16 protein-coding genes, 1 tRNA gene and 1 pseudogene are annotated in these 17,900 nt (G+C 50.0%); 8 read left to right on the top strand and 10 right to left on the bottom strand.

Going from position 1 to position 17,900, the window contains the following annotated elements:
* Positions 1-343: 343 nt before the first annotated feature.
* The 3 genes and pseudogenes from HBA93_RS24725 to lipB all read left to right on the top strand — a co-directional run.
* Positions 344-919, top strand: a pseudogene (locus HBA93_RS24725) (patatin-like phospholipase family protein); the annotation flags it as partial.
* A gap of 562 nt (positions 920-1,481) precedes the next feature.
* A tRNA-Leu gene (locus HBA93_RS05290) sits at positions 1,482-1,566 on the top strand.
* Positions 1,567-2,424: 858 nt separating this feature from the next.
* Positions 2,425-3,168, top strand: coding sequence for a lipoyl(octanoyl) transferase LipB (gene lipB, locus HBA93_RS05285; protein ID WP_221722563.1), 744 nt, complete (start codon positions 2,425-2,427; stop codon positions 3,166-3,168).
* A 209-nt stretch (positions 3,169-3,377) separates the two neighbouring features.
* On the opposite strand, the gene HBA93_RS05280 is transcribed toward lipB, so the two are convergent.
* Positions 3,378-4,310 (bottom strand): DMT family transporter, encoded by a 933-nt coding sequence (locus HBA93_RS05280; protein WP_221722562.1) that lies wholly within the window; start codon positions 4,308-4,310, stop codon positions 3,378-3,380.
* Between the two features lie 445 nt (positions 4,311-4,755).
* On the opposite strand from HBA93_RS05280, the gene parE reads away from it, so the two are divergent.
* Positions 4,756-6,957, top strand: coding sequence for a DNA topoisomerase IV subunit B (parE, locus tag HBA93_RS05275; protein ID WP_221722561.1), 2,202 nt, complete (start codon positions 4,756-4,758; stop codon positions 6,955-6,957).
* 250 nt (positions 6,958-7,207) lie between these two features.
* Entirely contained in the window at positions 7,208-7,882 is a 675-nt protein-coding gene (locus HBA93_RS05270; protein ID WP_221722560.1) for a nucleoside/nucleotide kinase family protein, read from the top strand.
* Positions 7,883-7,902: 20 nt separating this feature from the next.
* Here the strand turns inward: HBA93_RS05270 and HBA93_RS05265 are convergent, their stop codons facing one another.
* The 4 genes from HBA93_RS05265 to gatC all read right to left on the bottom strand — a co-directional run bounded on the left by HBA93_RS05265 (position 7,903) and on the right by gatC (position 11,601).
* Entirely contained in the window at positions 7,903-9,162 is a 1,260-nt protein-coding gene (locus tag HBA93_RS05265) for a Y-family DNA polymerase (protein ID WP_221722559.1), read from the bottom strand.
* A 64-nt stretch (positions 9,163-9,226) separates the two neighbouring features.
* Positions 9,227-9,700, bottom strand: coding sequence for a GNAT family N-acetyltransferase (locus HBA93_RS05260; protein WP_122091954.1), 474 nt, complete (start codon positions 9,698-9,700; stop codon positions 9,227-9,229).
* A gap of 6 nt (positions 9,701-9,706) precedes the next feature.
* Positions 9,707-11,188, bottom strand: coding sequence for an Asp-tRNA(Asn)/Glu-tRNA(Gln) amidotransferase subunit GatA (gatA, locus tag HBA93_RS05255; protein WP_022712300.1), 1,482 nt, complete (start codon positions 11,186-11,188; stop codon positions 9,707-9,709).
* 125 nt (positions 11,189-11,313) lie between these two features.
* Entirely contained in the window at positions 11,314-11,601 is a 288-nt protein-coding gene (gene gatC, locus HBA93_RS05250; protein WP_122091952.1) for an Asp-tRNA(Asn)/Glu-tRNA(Gln) amidotransferase subunit GatC, read from the bottom strand.
* Positions 11,602-11,908: 307 nt separating this feature from the next.
* Between gatC and HBA93_RS05245 the strand changes: the two genes are divergently transcribed.
* Complete coding sequence (locus tag HBA93_RS05245) at positions 11,909-12,382, top strand: hypothetical protein (RefSeq protein WP_221722558.1); 474 nt, start codon at positions 11,909-11,911, stop codon at positions 12,380-12,382.
* A 61-nt stretch (positions 12,383-12,443) separates the two neighbouring features.
* On the opposite strand, the gene HBA93_RS05240 is transcribed toward HBA93_RS05245, so the two are convergent.
* Positions 12,444-13,157 (bottom strand): metal-dependent hydrolase, encoded by a 714-nt coding sequence (locus tag HBA93_RS05240; RefSeq protein WP_221722557.1) that lies wholly within the window; start codon positions 13,155-13,157, stop codon positions 12,444-12,446.
* Between the two features lie 99 nt (positions 13,158-13,256).
* On the opposite strand from HBA93_RS05240, the gene ruvX reads away from it, so the two are divergent.
* Both ruvX and HBA93_RS05230 read left to right on the top strand, forming a co-directional pair.
* Complete coding sequence (gene ruvX / locus HBA93_RS05235; protein ID WP_221722556.1) at positions 13,257-13,742, top strand: Holliday junction resolvase RuvX; 486 nt, start codon at positions 13,257-13,259, stop codon at positions 13,740-13,742.
* An 87-nt stretch (positions 13,743-13,829) separates the two neighbouring features.
* On the top strand, positions 13,830-14,132 hold the full coding sequence (locus tag HBA93_RS05230; RefSeq protein ID WP_121992590.1) for a zinc ribbon domain-containing protein: 303 nt from the start codon (positions 13,830-13,832) through the stop codon (positions 14,130-14,132).
* A gap of 441 nt (positions 14,133-14,573) precedes the next feature.
* On the opposite strand, the gene HBA93_RS05225 is transcribed toward HBA93_RS05230, so the two are convergent.
* The 4 genes from HBA93_RS05225 to HBA93_RS05210 all read right to left on the bottom strand — a co-directional run bounded on the left by HBA93_RS05225 (position 14,574) and on the right by HBA93_RS05210 (position 17,894).
* On the bottom strand, positions 14,574-15,005 hold the full coding sequence (locus HBA93_RS05225; protein WP_221722555.1) for an EVE domain-containing protein: 432 nt from the start codon (positions 15,003-15,005) through the stop codon (positions 14,574-14,576).
* On the bottom strand, positions 15,005-15,376 hold the full coding sequence (locus HBA93_RS05220) for a VOC family protein (RefSeq protein WP_353619320.1): 372 nt from the start codon (positions 15,374-15,376) through the stop codon (positions 15,005-15,007). The genes HBA93_RS05225 and HBA93_RS05220 overlap by 1 nt, the downstream gene beginning before the upstream one ends.
* 64 nt (positions 15,377-15,440) lie before the next feature.
* Positions 15,441-16,145 (bottom strand): helix-turn-helix transcriptional regulator, encoded by a 705-nt coding sequence (locus HBA93_RS05215; protein WP_221722554.1) that lies wholly within the window; start codon positions 16,143-16,145, stop codon positions 15,441-15,443.
* A gap of 6 nt (positions 16,146-16,151) precedes the next feature.
* Positions 16,152-17,894: an acyl-CoA dehydrogenase family protein gene (locus tag HBA93_RS05210; protein ID WP_221722553.1), complete on the bottom strand. Its 1,743-nt coding sequence runs from the start codon at positions 17,892-17,894 to the stop codon at positions 16,152-16,154.
* Positions 17,895-17,900: the final 6 nt, after the last annotated feature.

Below are 17,900 nucleotides of genomic sequence, written 5' to 3'. Positions count from 1 at the left end.
TTCAGAAGAACTTATGGTTACTATTGCGTTAATTTAAATGATCGAAGTAAATACAAATAACAATCAATAAAACTACTTAATATTCAATTAACAATTATTAAAAATACATTAATTTTACATAATTCATATTACAATATCTGTTTTCTGCAATTTATAACTGCACTAATTGCCTTGCACAGCAATCGCATGAAAGCCATAGTCTGAATATACTGGTTCCTGTATTCTGGTCATAACCACAGGTATATTCGGGAGATATTGCATGCTGTCATGGGTACCGCGCCGCCGCACGAATGCTGCCGCCAACACACCGGCTCAAGCAGAATCTCCCAAACCTGTTATTCTTAAAACACCCCAGCCAATTGCCCTTGCTTTAGGGGGCGGCTCAGCACGCGGCTGGGCGCATATCGGCGTATTGCGCGCCCTGAATGAAGCTAATATCAAAATCTCCATGATCGCAGGCACCTCAATAGGGGCACTTGTCGGCGGCTGTTATCTGGCAGGAAAACTGGATGAACTGGAGGAGTTTGCACGCTCCCTTACACGCAGACGCATGTTCAACCTGATGGATATTACATTCCGCGGCAGCGGATTATTCGGCGGCATGAAACTGGATCGCAAATTGCACCAACATCTCGACGGGTTGAATATTGATGACCTGCCCTGTCCTTATGTGGCTGTTGCTACGGAATTACGCACAGGCCATGAGATCTGGCTCTCCACCGGCTCGCTTATTATGGCGATGCGCGCCTCTTATGCGTTGCCGGGCGTTTTTGAACCAATTCGTTACGACCACCGCCTGCTTGTTGACGGCGCATTAGTCAATCCGGTTCCGGTTTCCGTATGCCGTGCCTATGAGCAACAATTGGTATTGGCCGTCAATCTCAACTACGACCAGTTCGGCCGCGCAGCTGTTGTAAAATATACCAGCCCTGCACGTGCCGGACAGGAGGATATTGTCAGCTCTCAGGCAGGGGTAATAAGCCATGAATCACGTTTGGGCATAACAGGCGTGATGATGGATGCCTTCAATATTATACAAGACAGAATCTCGCGCGCCCGTATGGCCGGCGATCCGCCGGATATCGCATTAATGCCGAGTATCGGCCATATCGGCCTGACCGAGTTTCACCGTGCGGCCGAAACTATTGATATCGGCTATCAGGAAACCCGCAAACAGCTGGAAAATATTGAAAGGCTGCAACGCGTACTCTTTTGAATCAAAAACAGGTGCAAAAAGCGAATCTTTTCCAGCTTGTCGATAACGCGATTCCAATAAATATGCCTGACCGAACACTCATGAAGAAAAATACTCCCTCTCCATCCTATTGAAGAGATTATAAAAACGCGATTTTACAGGAGAAAAACACGGTTCTGTGAATTACTTTTAAAAAAATGCAATGAAACGAATAATTTGGCTTGTCACTGCAATAGTGATTTGCTACATCGCCCTCACCGAAGCAATTCGGTTTCTACCACACAGTGCGGTCGTGGCGGAATTGGTAGACGCGCAGCGTTGAGGTCGCTGTGGGGCAACCCGTGGAAGTTCGAGTCTTCTCGACCGCACCATTCTCTCTTTAGAGAATTTTGATTTTTCAAAAACATAATTAAATCAGAATTCCCAATGCACTCATCTGCGTGCACGGAAAAACTACGACTGATTTACATCTGAATTACACAATTCAGACCTGAGCGACATCTGGCAGTACCGCCTAAAAATCCTCAAAACACCTCAGACAGTTATTCCTCACAACAAACTCATATGCCTTGCAGTGAAGCCAAGCCTGAAGCTTTGCACAACCAGCAAATAGCTGCAGCCATGAATCGGATTGTCCCCTCGTCGAAGGCATACAAATTCATCATACAGAGGCGGGATAATCGTATCTAAAGACAGCTGACCTGACCAACCGCGATATCCGCGGCCACCCGGCAAATGACTGCACCAAAAATAATTATCATGATGTGACTCTCAATTATAAATGAACGCCTCGTGCGAAACTGCTGATAGAATATCCAGCGTATCAAAGTCACTAAACTGCACAGGAACAGAAAAATAAAAACAAAACCGAGAGGCGGTATAATCAAGATAAAAGGCCAGCAACTCACAAATGCATAGATTCCGGCGGTTGCGTAAGACACAATTGCAAGCACTACCCACAACAAGATGTGGACTTGCAGCGTCCTTTTCCAAAGTAGTTTCATTGCAACTCCCCCCACTTCAGCACTTGCGTCCTATACAGTTATTTCAGACAGGAAGATGCGAAGTGCCGCGCCATTGTTAGGCGACAAACGACCAGTAAGTCCACAATCATATTCATCCGGTTGTAAATCTCAGGTCGCAGATAAACAAATGCCAGGCCTTGCTGTGAAAAGCGGTCAATTTGCCATCTGGATTTTTTGAACTGCAGTCTCTACCTGAATGCCATCATGACAGAAAATTCCCCTGCACAGAGTCGCCCCGCGACAAACCGTAATGATCTATCCGCGCGTTTTCAGGCTGCTGACGGCTCACCACCTGTTGAATGGCAGGTCGCTGACGGGCTGACAACTTATCCTGATGCGGAAGCATTTATGGAAGCCCGCGTTGCCGCCATTCGTGACGGTACAGCCAATGAGCTGGTCTGGCTTGTGGAACACCCGCCGCTTTACACTGCAGGCACCAGTGCGCGTGAAGAAGACCTGCTGTCACCCGATCGTTTTCCGGTTTACAAGACAGGGCGCGGCGGCGAGTTCACCTATCATGGTCCGGGGCAACGCGTGGCCTATGTCATGCTGGATCTGAAACGACGTCGCGAAGATATTCGTGCCTTTGTGGCAGCACTCGAAGAATGGATCATCCGCACGCTCGACAGCTTTAATGTCAAAGGTGAGCGCCGCGAAGATCGCGTGGGTGTCTGGGTTATGCGCCCTGAAAAACCTCGTCTCGCCGATGGTTCGATGGCTGAAGACAAAATTGCTGCAATCGGCATTCGTCTGCGCCGCTGGGTCAGCTTTCACGGCATTTCGATCAATGTAGAACCACAACTTGAAAATTTCAGCGGCATTGTTCCCTGCGGCATTGCCGAGCATGGCGTGACAAGCCTTGTTGATCTGGGGCTACCAGTTTCCATGGATGATCTGGATGTGGCGCTAAAGCAAAGCTTCACCGAAGTTTTTGGTGATGTAAAATAGCAAAAACAATAAACAACATATTGTTTTAAATAAGAAAAAAATTTGGAGCGATTCCGATTAAAGCTGAATTTTGGAACGCTCCAAATCTTTGTTTTACACATTATCCAACGTATCGGAGCGGGAAAAGAAATCAGTCCGATGAACTGATTTCCCCGCACAGGCGTTTCGCACTTTTACCGGAAAAGCTTTTAAACCGCCTTTTCTTTCACTTATACGGAAAGCATTACCTTCTCCGCTTCAGCACTACGCTTTTGCTCGCGGATGAAAACATAAATGCCCGAGCCGATAATAATGGCGATACCAAACCATTTTGACAGGCTTGGAAAATCACCGAAAAAGATCAGCCCCACGGTCACTGCCATAACGATTTCAACATATTGAAACGGTGCAAGAATTGATGCCGGTGCCAGCTGAAATGCCTGCACTACCAGCAAATGCCCGCTGGCTGCAAAGACACCGATCATGATCAGCATGAACCACGGGAACAGCGAGGCAGGCAATACAAATTGCAGATCCGGAATAGCCGCCACCTCACCGAAGACCATAACGGCAAGCCCCATGATACTGCCGCCGATGCCGGCATAAAGCTGCATAACCACTGGGCGTTCATTGAGACCGAATTTACGGTTCAGCACCAGATAAACTGCGAATAGAAAAGCCGAAATCATCGGCAGAACCGACACCCAGCCAAACACGCTCCAGCTTGGCTGAATTACAATGACAGTTCCGAGCAGGCCAACCAGCACGGCACTAAGGCGACGCCAGCCTACTTTCTCATTAAGAAAAATCATTGAAAGAACCGTAAGAATAAGCGGCTCAACAAAGAACACGGCCAGCGCATCAGCAAGCGGCATATATTTTACTGCCGTGAAAAAACACAGGCTGCCGAGTGCAAGCAGGCAACCGCGAAACAGATTACCCCAGAGATGCTCTGTTTTAAGACCAAGCCCGCGACTGAAAAGAACAATTGCGCCTAAACTAATCAGTCCCTGCACAAAAAAACGCATGAAACTGATGGTAGCCGGCGGAATATTCTCTTCCATTGCCAGCCATTTGCCGGTTGCATCCATAAGCGGCACAATAAGCATGGCACAGATCATCGTAATCATTCCGCGCACATGCGGCTGTAACCGGTCTTGCATTTTAATTCCCCTGCAGCAAAGCCGCCTTCATTTCATTCTCTGTTCTCATCATGGCTTCTGTGTTTAAGCAACCACTCTCTCCCGCCCCTTGTCTGATTGTGTCAAACCGTCACCATAAGGACACAGAGCCTGCTGCGCGGCAGCGAATTGGCTGCGGCATGATTTGACAATTCCGTCATAATTGTTCAAACAAAATAAATCTGCGGAAAAGTCAGGATTACCGGCATTTAAACAGGAACGTAAAGAGAACCTTTATCGCTTTAGCGATATAAACATGCCAAACTATCTGTGATTCGATTTTCCGTAATTCCGAGGCGGTTCTGGTTTTCCTGAAACAGAAAATCCGTTTCGTAACTTTGTTTTCCCGCATTTATGCGAAGCTGGAGTATTCTTTCAGCCGCAAAATGCTCCGTATCTATTTGAACGAACAGGCCAGCCATTTCACATGGATAATAGCGACGATCTTTTTTCGAATATTCTCAGCAATGCACGCGGACGTCAGGCGATACAGTCTGAATCTCCGGTCAGTGTTGCCGAAACTGTTTCGTCTCCTCTTGAGCCTGCACCCGCTGCAGAACCAGCAACAGAGTTACGCCCTGCGTCTGTCGCGAAACCTGCTGTCGTTGAGCCTGTTTCAAAGCCTGCAGCAGAGCTTCGCCCTGCTCCGACTTCTGCACCTGTCGCGGAACTCCGTTCAGCTCCGGCAAGTTCCGATGGCAGCGATTATAATGCTTCCGCCATTCGTGTTCTTGAAGGGCTGGAGCCGGTACGTTTGCGTCCAGGCATGTATATCGGCGGTACCGATGAAAAAGCACTGCACCACTTGTTTGCTGAAGTCATCGACAATGCGATGGACGAAGCTGTTGCCGGTCATGCCAATTTCATTGATGTTAATCTCGATGCAGAAGGCTTCCTGACCGTCAGTGATAATGGCCGCGGTATTCCGGTTGAGATTCACCCGCAGGTGCCGGGCAAATCCACACTTGAAGTGATTATGACCAAGCTTCATGCGGGCGGTAAATTTGACGGCAAGGCCTATGAAACCTCCGGTGGTCTGCACGGCGTTGGTGTTTCCGTGGTTAATGCACTGTCCGACCTGCTGGAAGTGGAAGTGGCGCGTGCCCGCCGTCTCTATCGTTTGCGTTTTTCGCGTGGCTTGCCGCTGGGCGATCTGGAAGAACTGGGAGAAGTGCATAACCGCCGCGGTACGCGTGTGCGTTTCCACCCCGATCCGGATATTTTCGGTAAAAACGCGAAATTTGATCCTGAGCGCCTTTATCGTATGGCGCGCTCAAAAGCCTATCTGTTTGGTGGTGTTGAAATTCGCTGGTCCTGCGACCCGTCTTTGCTCGATCCGAAAAAAGGCATTCCGGAAAAAGCCGTTTTCCATTTTCCGGGTGGTCTGAAAGACTTCCTCGCTGCCTCGCTTGGTAAAGAATTTATGGTCACCAGAGAGATTTTCTCCGGTAAGACTGAAAAACAAGGTGGTCACGGTGCCGTTGAATGGGCGATTGCATGGTATGGCGGAGACAGCTTCGTTCATTCCTATTGTAACACTATTCCGACCGGCGAAGGCGGTACGCATGAGGCGGGTCTGCGTCTGGCGCTGACACGCGGCCTGAAAGCCTATGCGGAACTGACCAATAATAAACGCGCCTCAGTGATCACCACTGATGACGTGATGATCTCTGCCGCCGGTATGATGTCGGTTTTCATTCGCGAACCGGAATTTGTCGGCCAGACCAAGGATAAGCTGGCAACGGTTGAAGCGCAGCGCATCGTGGAAAATGCGATCCGCGATCCGTTTGACCATTGGCTGGCAGCCTCCCCGCAGGAAGCTTCCAAACTGCTCGACTGGGTGGTTGAGCGTGCGGAAGAGCGCCTGCGTCGCCGTCAGGAAAAAGAAACCACCCGCAAGACTGCAACACGAAAATTGCGTCTGCCGGGCAAGCTGGCTGACTGCTCGCAGAATTCGGCTGCCGGTGCGGAATTGTTCATCGTTGAGGGTGACTCGGCGGGCGGCTCTGCCAAACAGGCGCGTAACCGTACCAATCAGGCAATTTTGCCGTTGCGTGGTAAAATTCTCAACGTAGCCAGTGCCGGACGCGACAAGCTGACAGCCAACCAGCAGATCGGTGATCTGGTGCAGGCACTCGGTTGCGGCACGCGCAAGAATTATCGTGAAGATGATCTGCGTTATGACCGCATCATCATCATGACCGATGCTGACGTCGATGGTGCGCATATTGCTTCGTTGCTCATCACTTTCTTCTATCAGGAAATGCCGCATCTGATTACCGGCGGCCATCTCTATCTTGCAGTACCTCCGCTTTACCGCCTCAGTCAGGGTGGTAAAGTTGCCTATGCCCGCGATGATGCGCATAAAGATGAGCTGATTCGCACTATGTTTACAGGCAAAGGCAAGATCGAAATCGGCCGCTTTAAGGGTCTTGGCGAAATGCGTGCTGACCAGCTTAAAGAAACGACCATGGATCCGAAGAAACGTACTTTGCTGCGCGTAGATCTGATGGAAGATGAAAACGGCTCGACCAAATCTACGGTGGATGACCTGATGGGCACCAAGCCGGAAGCCCGCTTCCGGTTTATTCAGGAAAATGCTGAATTCGTTCAGGAGCTGGATATTTAAGGCTTTGCCTCAAGGCTTCGCCTTGTACATTAGCGATGATATCAGACATCCGGGGCGGTTTCGGTGAATACGGAAACGTCAGAACCGCTCTTTTGATTTCACACGCATTTTGTTCCGGCCGAAACAGGACAAGAAGTCAGTCCGGCGAACTGATTTCCCTGCATAGGCGCTTCACATTTTTGGAGGTGCGCTCCAACTCTGGCATTATATCCTGATCAGAATTGCCAAGACCGTTCAACCGGAGCTGCCGATGTGTGCCGCAAAAACTACAATCCGGACAATTGATGAACTCCGGCAACGACTTGAGTCTGAAGCGGCCAATAAAAGTGTTATAATCGCCGGAATATGCGGATTAGCAGGAGCCGGAAAAACTACTTTATGTCGGCAGCTCACAGCAATATCAGGTTTCAATATTGTACATCTGAGCTGTGACCGCTTCTCTTCACACAGCTATGCTGACCGTCAGGCAAGCATTGAGAGTGCCTATGCCTCCGGCATAACAGAGCATATCGCCTTTGCTGAAAATCCGCAGAACTGGTATGCCTATGACGATATTGTCACTGCCATCCATGGCTTAAGAGCGAACGGGCACTATAGTTATAATCGCGCATGGAACGGGAAAACTGGCGATCTGGACGGGCATTACAATATTGCTTTGTCTGAAAATACTCCGTCCATTGTGTTATGTGATGGTATTTATCTTCTTCATGAGCCGGTCAGAACTGCTTTAGACCTCACCATTCTGGTTGATGCTCCGGTTGAAGTTACCGTGCAGCGCGGACACAAGCGATCCAACGGCAATACGGATCACTTTATGTCTATGGAACGCCTCCGGCAGACATATACTATGCCGTATTTTGAGGCACTCTCAGGTCATGCCGATATTCTGTTTCAACCGGAATCTGCTCCATCTGGCTGCGTTTAAGCGCCCTGCGTGAAAGCGGATCAATAATCATCCAGATCAGGAATGCGGCCAAAAGCGATTTTTCCGCCAATATAAGAGCCGGGAGCAATGGATGGCCCGAGACTCAGTACATCCGAGCCGAATTGCTTGCGCACGCGGTCAAGCGTATCTGAAACCTGTTCCCAGCGCTGCTGACGCTGTTTGTCTTGCGGTTCATCAAACAGATCATGACTGTCGACCACCTCACCGGACAGATGATGCAGATAAATATGCACATTCTTGACCTGCCGGAAATCAGCCTTGCGAAACGACGGATGCATGAGCAGTCGCCGGTGCAACTGCGAGAGACAGGTGAGAAAACAATGATCGTCCCGTGACGGCGGGAACACACCTTCAACCGATACGGATTCCTGCCCCTTGATCCGCCAGCCATAAACCAGAGCACCGGCACGATAATGCTCCTTACGCAAACGGCGCGAAGCACTCATACAGAGCAGCCGCGCGCATTGCAGAATTCTATCCGGCTGACGCCAGTCCTGCGGCAGCACACGGCCATGGCCGAACATACGGCGATGCGTTTCCTGTTTCTCCACCGCATAGCCGTGCAATCCGGCGATGAAGCGCTCGCCTTCAACACTATTCCAGATCGCGCGCCCTTGTTTCGGACTGATCTTCCAAAGCTCTTCAACCGTCGCAATACCGGAGCGGAGTAAACGTGCCTCCACGCCTGCGGCAATGCCGGGCAAGTCACGCAATTGTAGTTTCAAAAAACGATGCGGAATATCTTCCGGCTGCACAATTACCAAGCCGTCCGGCTTGTCAATTTCCGCCGCGATTTTGGCCAGTAATTCATTGGGTGCAATACCGATAGAACAGGTCAGTGCCGAACCGAATTTCTCACGCAGCGCCGCTTTAATTGCCAGCCCTAAAGCCTCTGCCTGTCGGGACTCCGACGGCAACAAACGACAAACCAGCTCGTCAATAGAGCGCACATTGCCTATTGGCAGCACCGTATCAATAATATCCAGTATTTTGTGATGAAGTTTGACATATTCATCCGGCCGCGCTTCCACAATAGCAATTTCAGGGCAGATTGCGCGCGCTTCACGTACGGATGTACCGGTTTTCATACCAAGCTTTTTGGCCTCTTTACTGGCCGCAATCAGGCCCGTAAATTCACTGGCGTGAGGCACAACACCAACCGGCCTGCCCTGTAAGGCAGGATTCAGCTGCTGCTCGGCACTGGCAAAAAAACTGTCAAAATCGAGATAAAGCCGCTCCGGCAAATCAGGTTTACGCATGGTATTTGTTCCGCAACTATTGCAGAACAAAATAGGAACATTAAGTGATTTTGGCAAGCCTGAATTACAAATCTGCCTGCATTTTTACCTTTTCCACAACCCGCGCCAAACTGGCAGACCATTCTTCATAGTAACGGATAATCCGGAAACCGCATTTCTCATAAAGCTTTATTGCAGGTACATTGCGCGCATGGGTACCGATTTCTGCGGTTTGAAATCCAAGCAATACAATCTGCGCCAGCAGTGCATCAACCAATAAAGTGCCGATGCCCTGCCCGTGATGTGCAGGATCAACCCAGATATCAGATATATAGTTCTGGTTAGTATCGCGTGCGCCCCACCCACAAATCACGCCATCCTGTTCAGCAACGAGAACATAATCCAGATAATCCTGCGCTGAATGCAAAAAAGCCAGTTCAGCGCGTCTGCGCTGATCCGGCTCTTCTGTTTCATGACTGAATATATGGGAAGCCCATGCATCAGCTCCGATGCGGGCAATCATCGCCAGATCAGCGGTTGTTGCCTGCCGGAGCTGCATGCGGTGTTACCACCAGCGTTTAGGCGCAAACTGACCAGCAGCCTGTTCGATCACATGGGCAGCCTGAAACAGTGCTTCTTCTTCAAACGGACGGCCAATCAGCTGCAGGCCAAGCGGCAGACCATTTTCTGACAGACCGGCAGGTACAGATATACCCGGCAGACCAGCCATGTTTACTGTCACAGTGAAGATATCATTGAGATACATTTTCACCGGATCAGCGGCCAGTTCCTTGTCGCCCAGCTTGAAGGCAGCCGACGGCGTTGCCGGAGTCAGGATTGCATCCACACCGGCAGCAAACACATCTTCAAAGTCTTTCTTGATCAGTGTGCGGATTTTCTGCGCCTTAACGTAATAAGCGTCATAATAACCGGCTGACAGCACATAAGTGCCGATCATGATGCGGCGTTTGACTTCCTTGCCGAAACCTTCCGCGCGGGTGTTTTCGTACATTTCAACAATGTCTTTACCCGGAACGCGCAGACCGTAGCGAACACCGTCATAACGCGCGAGGTTCGACGAAGCTTCCGCCGGTGCCACGATGTAGTAAACAGCCAGCGCCTGTTCGGTATGCGGCAGCGAAATATCAACAACTTCCGCACCGGCATCTTTCAGCCACTGAACGCCCTGCGCCCAGAGTTTTTCGATTTCAGCCGGCATGCCGTCAATGCGATACTCACGCGGAATACCGATTTTCATGCCTTTTACGGATTTGCCAAGCGCTGCTTCATAATCAGGAACCGGCAGATCAACAGAAGTTGTATCTTTCAGATCAACAGATGCCATGGATTTCAGCAGAATTGCGCTATCGCGCACATCACGGGCAATCGGGCCTGCCTGATCGAGCGAAGATGCGAAAGCAATTGTACCCCAGCGGGAAACACGGCCATAAGTCGGCTTGATACCAACTGTACCGGTGAAAGCCGCAGGCTGGCGGATCGAACCACCGGTATCGGTTGCTGTTGCACCGGCGCACAGGCGTGCAGCCACAGCCGCAGCTGAACCACCGGAGGAGCCACCCGGAACCAGCTTCTCTTCCGAACCTTCTGCGCGCCAAGGGCTGACAACAGGGCCGTAATAAGATGTTTCATTGGAGGAGCCCATTGCGAACTCGTCCATATTCAGCTTGCCGAGCATAACCGCACCGTCTGCCCAGAGATTGGCAGTAACAGTCGATTCATAATCCGGCTTGAAGCCATCGAGAATATGCGAACAGGCCTGCGTATGATCGCCTTTAGTGGCGAACAGATCTTTTACGCCGAGCGGAATACCTTCCAGTGCACCGGCCTCGCCCTTTGCCAGACGTTCATCCGAAGCCTTAGCCATCGAACGGGCCTTATCATGGGTGACGCTGACATAAGCGTTGATCGCACCATTCGCTTCATCAATTGCTTTGAGATAGGCATCAGCCAGTTCGGTTGCGGTAAAGGCTTTTGCCTTCAGCTTGTCGCGCGCCTCGGCAATGGTGAGTGCGGTTAAATCAGTCATTCTATCAATCCTGTTCAGGGCTTTTCATGTGCTGTCCGCACCGTTTTAAAAACCGGACTTCGCGTCGGGAGCAGTGACAGCTCGTATTAAAACGGAAACAGCAGTCGGATGGATCAAGGCGGAAATTATTCAATAACCTTTGGTACCATGAAGAAATTTTCTTCAGTGATCGGTGCATTGGATACGATTTCCGAAGCAATATTACCGTCAGAGACTTTGTCTTCACGCAGACGCATCGCGGTCGGAATAACTGAGGTCATCGGCTCCACACCATCGACATTCACACTGTCGAGAGATTGCACAAATCCCAGAATGACATTGAGTTCGCCTGTCATTTTTTCGGCCTGTTCTTCACTGACCGCAATACGGGCAAGATGCGCAACGCGCTTGACTGTAGTTAAATCGACGGACATGTCGCTCTCCGATAAATGCGAAATGCGGTGATCGCTGCCAGTCACCTGGCATGAATGCAGCCCGCAAGAAATTTCTCTTATTCCGGCTATAACCCTGCACCCGCTCAAGTGCAATATTTGTGTTCAATTAAAGCAGATACAACCGGATAAATTCTCTATAACGCGACCATGTCACACCACTTTGAAACAGAAATTGCGTAAGATGTTATTTCACACGGATTACGGCTGGTAATTTTAACAGCTAATAAAAAAACACAACATTAAATATACTTTTAAAAATAAATATTTAAAATCAAAAGGTAAAATAATGTTTTCATTTCAATTAAAGCCATTAGTTACACAAACACCGTATTTATCTGTAAACATAAATAATCCAGTAAATAATTCCTATAAATTCACCGGCAATACAACGATTGACTACAACACAACTGTATTTGTGCATTCACATCAGTTTGTAAATGATTTCGCTCAGCCAAGTCTGGCATCCGCAATTTATTGTCCTGGTGCAACGGGATTCATGCAGGTTGCAAATTCAACAAATACGGCCGGTGAAAGCGATGTTTTCCTGTCCACCGACATATCTGCCAATTCTGCCAGCAAATTCTTTATGCAACTTATTACAGAAGGCGGCGGACTAACCACTGTTGAACTATATATCAACTCAGGAAGCACAAAACGTAACCTTCTCTATGATCACGCAACGGACAGGCTCTTCCTTGCTCAAATCGACCCTGATTCAAATGAAATAAGACAGAATTGGCTCCTGTATATAACCCAATAAAGCAAAAACAGTTTAGTCAGGAAATTCTCCCCGCTCGATCACAAGCAGGGAGAAACCATTATCAAACAACCAAATTGCCACCAACTTTCAGCACTTTCACCTCAGTGTTTGCCTTCTCCATACCGTGCACGAAGTCATCAGCGGTTGCCTCCAGCAGGCCGAATGTACCGAAGTGGCACGGAATGGCTGTTTTAAGCGCAGGGAAATAACGCTGACAGGCCAGTGCCGCCACTGCACCACCCATAGTAAAACGGTCACCGACAGGCACCAGGGCAATCTCCGGCTGATGCAGTTCATTAATCAGCGCCATATCGGAGAAAATATCCGTATCGCCCATATGATAAAGTACCGGCGCATCTTCGCCCTCAAAATGGAACACCAGCCCGTTGGCATTGCCAAGCGAATGGGAAACACCGTCTTCCGTCAGACTCGCGGAAGAATGCAGCGCATTGACGAAAGTCACAGAAAATCCGGAGTGAAAGACTGTGCCACCGGTGTTGGCCGGATCGACCTTTGCCACGCCGCGATACGCCAGCCAGTCACAAAGATCAGCATTGGCGATAACTATTGCGCCAGTTTCTTTGGCGATGCGAATTGTATCGCCGACATGATCGCCATGGCCGTGTGTCAGAGCAATATGCGTTACACCTTTAGTCACTTCAGCAAAATCCAAGCCTGAGCCGGTCGGGCTTTGACTAATAAAAGGGTCGATCAGAATTACCGCCTGCGAAGTTTCAACGCGGAAAGCAGAATGGCCGAGCCAGGTGATTTTCATGATATTCCCTTTGCCGATGCATATTGTTATAGGCACAGTTAGAATGCACTGCGCTGTCTTTGCAATATAGTATGACATTACCGGATCAGGAAACGAGATATGGCTGTATCAACAATTGAAGAGCTTGCAACAAGCTTGAGCTACGGACAGCTGGTTGCCGGTCTTGATCTGGGTACCAAAACCATCGGCATTGCGGTCTCGGATCTCGGTATGTCTTTTGCGCATCCGCGTCCTGTTTTGAAACGGCGTAAATTCACACTGGATGCACAGGAACTGCTGGAACTGCTGCAGAAAGAAAAGGTTGCTGCTGCCGTCATCGGCCTGCCGGTCAATATGGACGGCACAGAAGGCCCGCGCGTTCAGGCCACGAAAGCCTTTGTTCGTAATATGGAAAAGCTCACCGATATTCCGTTCATCTACTGGGATGAGCGTCTTTCAACCGTTGCGGCAGAGCGCGCTTTGATCGGCATGGATGTTTCCCGCGCCAAACGTGCAGAGCGAATTGATTCCGCGGCCGCTTCATTCATTCTGCAAGGCGCTCTTGACCGCCTGCATATGCTGCGTCGTGACAGCGAGCAAGATTAAATAAATTTAAGAATATTAGGTCTTGCTCCTATAGCGGTTAGAGCTTTTACAAAAATATCTCCTGATGTTTCTTTTAAGGAGACTGTTATGAGCTTTATCAAATCCTTTTTACGCGGGGGCTATAATTCCCACGGCGGTTATGGTGGTCATGGCCACAGCTCAAAGCATGGCCGCAATGAAACTTCCTATTATGGAATGCCTCAACAAATGGAACTCCCGCCTGCAAAAACTCAGAACTGTCCTGACTGCCGCAGACCTCAGGCCATAGATGCACGGTTTTGTAATAATTGCGGTTTGTCTCTCGTTCCGGCTCAATGCAGCTCTTGCAATCAATCGATGATGGCAGGTGCAAAATTTTGCGGCAATTGCGGTCAGCAAGCCGCGACTTAAAACATTCTCGGACAATTTAACCACACCCGAAACAGTCAGAATTTTCAAAATCCTGACTGTTTTACAATGTCAAAATAATACTATAAAATCAGTTATTTATAAAAAAATCATAACAATAAAAATTAGCTATTGCTCCTATAGCGACCAGAGCTTGTTTATATAAGCCTCCTCAACCACAGGAGATTATTATGATTAATTATGTATGCCAGATATTCCAGCGCAATTATGCATCAAAAGGCCGGAATGACGATAACAGAGCAAATGTAATCTGCCCCGCTTGTAAGAATATTCAATATGCGGATGCACGCTTCTGCAATAATTGTCGCTACATCATATAGTGCAATTTATAATCATCTCATGTGTAGCGTGAGCTTAAATCATTCGCGTATCCTGGTGCACATTAATCTGATTAGCTGTGCATCTTGATACGCAAAAATCTCATTAGGTCTCTGCCATAGCTTCCGCAATCAGTTTAAAATCATGCTCACTGAGATCCAGCAAACCGAAGCGGAACGGATAAGCCCAGTTTGATTTACCCTGAGTCAGCTCTAACCGGTCTAATAAAGGGCGAATAGGAATGATCTTTGTATCATTCCATTGCACATCGCGCCGAAAGGGCAGGAAACCCTGCCCCATATCAACCTGATAAACAGCATCATTGCTGACCAAGCCTTGCGCTGTAAAAGACTGTAGCCTGTCTTTACCGCCCATGGTTGTCGCGGGCGAATAACAGATCACGCCATCTCCGCTCTTTAATCTGCGCAGAGGTGCAGATTTGCCATGACAAACCTGCATGAAACCCTCTGCCCGCCCGTGTTGCACATGATCAGCACTGGCAATAGCAAGCCAGTATTTTCGCCCGTGTTCTGTCATTACGTATCCAATGCATAAAAACGCAGACGATGACCGTCCGGATCAGCAATCACAAAAGACCAGCCAAACTCCAACTGCACAGGGGCCATCAGAATATCGGCCTTCAGATCACGCCATTTCTCATAAAGCGCATTCACCGCATCACGCGTTTCAACCCGCATAGAGAATTCACAGCCGCCACCACTATTCGCCGGTGCCGGTTGAACGGTGTGCCTTGACCAGAGTGACAGTTTCAAACCGGATTGCAGAATAAAAAGCACGAAGGTCGAAGATTGTTCGGTTGGCTGAATGCCAAGCAGCTCAGCATAGAATGTGGCACTTGCTTCTGGCTTTGCTACATAGAGCATCAGATTATCGGGATGGTTCATCATATAACTCCTTCATTGGATACCAAAGGATATGAACCGCCCATGTGTCAGTTTCTGTCAGCAGTGTTTAAAAATCGCGCGTAATATTCTGTGCTTTACGCCAGTCTTTCAGCAGGCTTTGCCGTGAGCGGGAATAGCGCTCCTCTAAAATTATCAAAGACTGAATGCGATCGGTGCGAAAATGCCGGAAATCCTGACGCAACTCGCACCAGCCGAGCACAACCTGTACCTCATCAAAGAAACCAAGTCCGAACGGCCAGATAATGCGTTGCGATGCTTGTCCGTCTGCATCAGCATAATGCAGATCAAGCCTGGATTGCTGACGGATTGCTAACCGGATTTGCGCCAGAATATCGGGATCAACCGGAACCGGTCGCTCTTTATTCGCAGACGGCCCCACGAGCAGCGTGGAAGCCTCAAGGTCATCGCGCAAGGTTGATGGCAAAACCGCTGCAATCTTGGCCAGTGCATTACGCGCTGCCTGTGCCAGTTGCGTATCATGCCGCGTTGTCACCCAACGCGATCCCAGCACCAGAGCTTCGATCTCCTCCTGCGAGAACATCAACGGCGGCTGAGTAAAACCGGCGCGCAACACATAGCCGACACCGGCCTCACCTTCGATCACAGCACCTTGCGCCTGCAAACTGGCAATATCACGATAGAGCGTTCGCAGACTAATGCCTAACTCTGCCGCCAAATCCTGCCCGCTGACCGGATGCCTGTGACGGCGCAGAATTTGCAAAAGCTCCAGCAGACGCTCCGAGCGCGACACTGTGATTTATTCCTGCGGATAAAGCGCATTGATAATGCCCAGCGCATCATGGCGGGCATCGATCATACCATAAGTCGTACGCCATTGGCCGCCAAGGCGGGTCTCAATGAAAGCATCGCCGATATCATCGGCACCAAGCTCTTTCAGGCAGGCCGCACTGGCCGCAAGCGCCATTTGCTCGGTGAGCATACGTGCTGCGCCTTCATCGGTCATAGTCACCTGCATCGCAGCCCGCAACACGGCAACAGTACCCTGCCCGCGACGGCCAAGCTGTGTGCCGATCCACTCCAGCACATCGTCAAACAGGCGCGGCGCACGGTGCAGAACACGCACAATATCCAGCGCCATCACATTGCCGGAACCTTCCCAGATCGCATTGACCGGAGCCTCGCGATAAAGCCGCGCCAGCGGATTTTCTTCGACATAACCATTGCCGCCGAGACATTCCATTGCTTCATAAAGCAGCGCCGGTGCGATTTTTGCCACCCAATATTTGACCACTGGCGTCATAACACGGGCAAAGGCAGCTTCCATACGATCATTGGCCGCCATATCAAAAGCGCGGGCAAGACGCAGTGACAGAGCAGTAGCAGCCGCCACATCCAGCGACATATCAGCAAGAACACGCTGCATAAGCGGCTGACTGATCAGCGGCACACCGCCGACATGCCGGTGGCGGGCATGATGAACAGCTTCACTCAGACCGGCGCGCATCAGACCGGCGGAGGCTACAGCACAATCCAGACGGGTCAGTGTCACCATATCAATGATGGTCTTCACACCCTGCCCCGGCTCTCCAACCATCTGGCCGAGCGCATTTTCAAACTGTACTTCGGAAGAGGCATTGGAGCGGTTGCCGAGCTTGTCTTTCAGGCGCTGGAAACGGAAACCATTGCCACTGCCATCCGACAACAAACGCGGCACAAGGAAACAGGACAGGCCGGACTTGTTATCACCGGCAGCCTGTCCATTGGCCTGCGCCAGCACCATAAAGGCATCAGACATCGGTGCGGACATAAACCATTTATGGCCGTTGAGACGGTAGACGCCATTACCCGCATGATCGGCGCGGGTGGTATTGGCGCGTACATCAGTGCCACCCTGCTTTTCTGTCATGCCCATTCCAAGCGTCAGACCGGCTTTTTTAACAGGCGGCTTGTTGGACGAGTCATATTTACGGGTGAGGATACGCGGCGACCATTCATCATAAAGCGCCGGAGAGGTCATCAACACTGCAAGTGATGCACTTGTCATAGTCAGCGGGCAAAGATGGCCGCATTCAAGCTGTGCAGTCAGATAAAAACGTGTTGCACGCGCCTGATGGCGGCGGCCTGCTTCAGGAGATTGCTGCGGGCTGTTTTCCCAGATGGATGAGTGCAGGCCATGCGCAACGGAGCGGCGCATCAAAGCATGATAGGCCGGATGATATTCCACCTGATCAATGCGGTTGCCCTGACGGTCATGGGTTTGCAAGCGCGGTACTTCGGAATTGGCAAGACGCGCCATTTCCTGCGCATCGGCAGACAAGACAAAACGGCCGGTCTGTTCGAGCTCCTTTTGCAAGGTTTCCGGAAAACGCGCGGCGCATTGCAGCAGCAGCGGATCACTCAGATAGGCGTTATATTGCGGAGCAGCCTGCCCGTTCAGATTTTTGGTCACGGAATATGGAGACGTATCCGGCGCAAAATTGGTGCGCTGCGGCGCCTGATTGGTCACTTCAGAAACGTCTAAAGGAGTGTTAACCGACATATTCCA

This window comes from Ochrobactrum sp. SFR4 (assembly GCF_019730395.1).
Lineage (GTDB): Bacteria > Pseudomonadota > Alphaproteobacteria > Rhizobiales > Rhizobiaceae > Pseudochrobactrum.
Note: the sequence above shows the minus strand (reverse complement) of the source record. Positions and strands in the feature narration are given on the sequence as shown.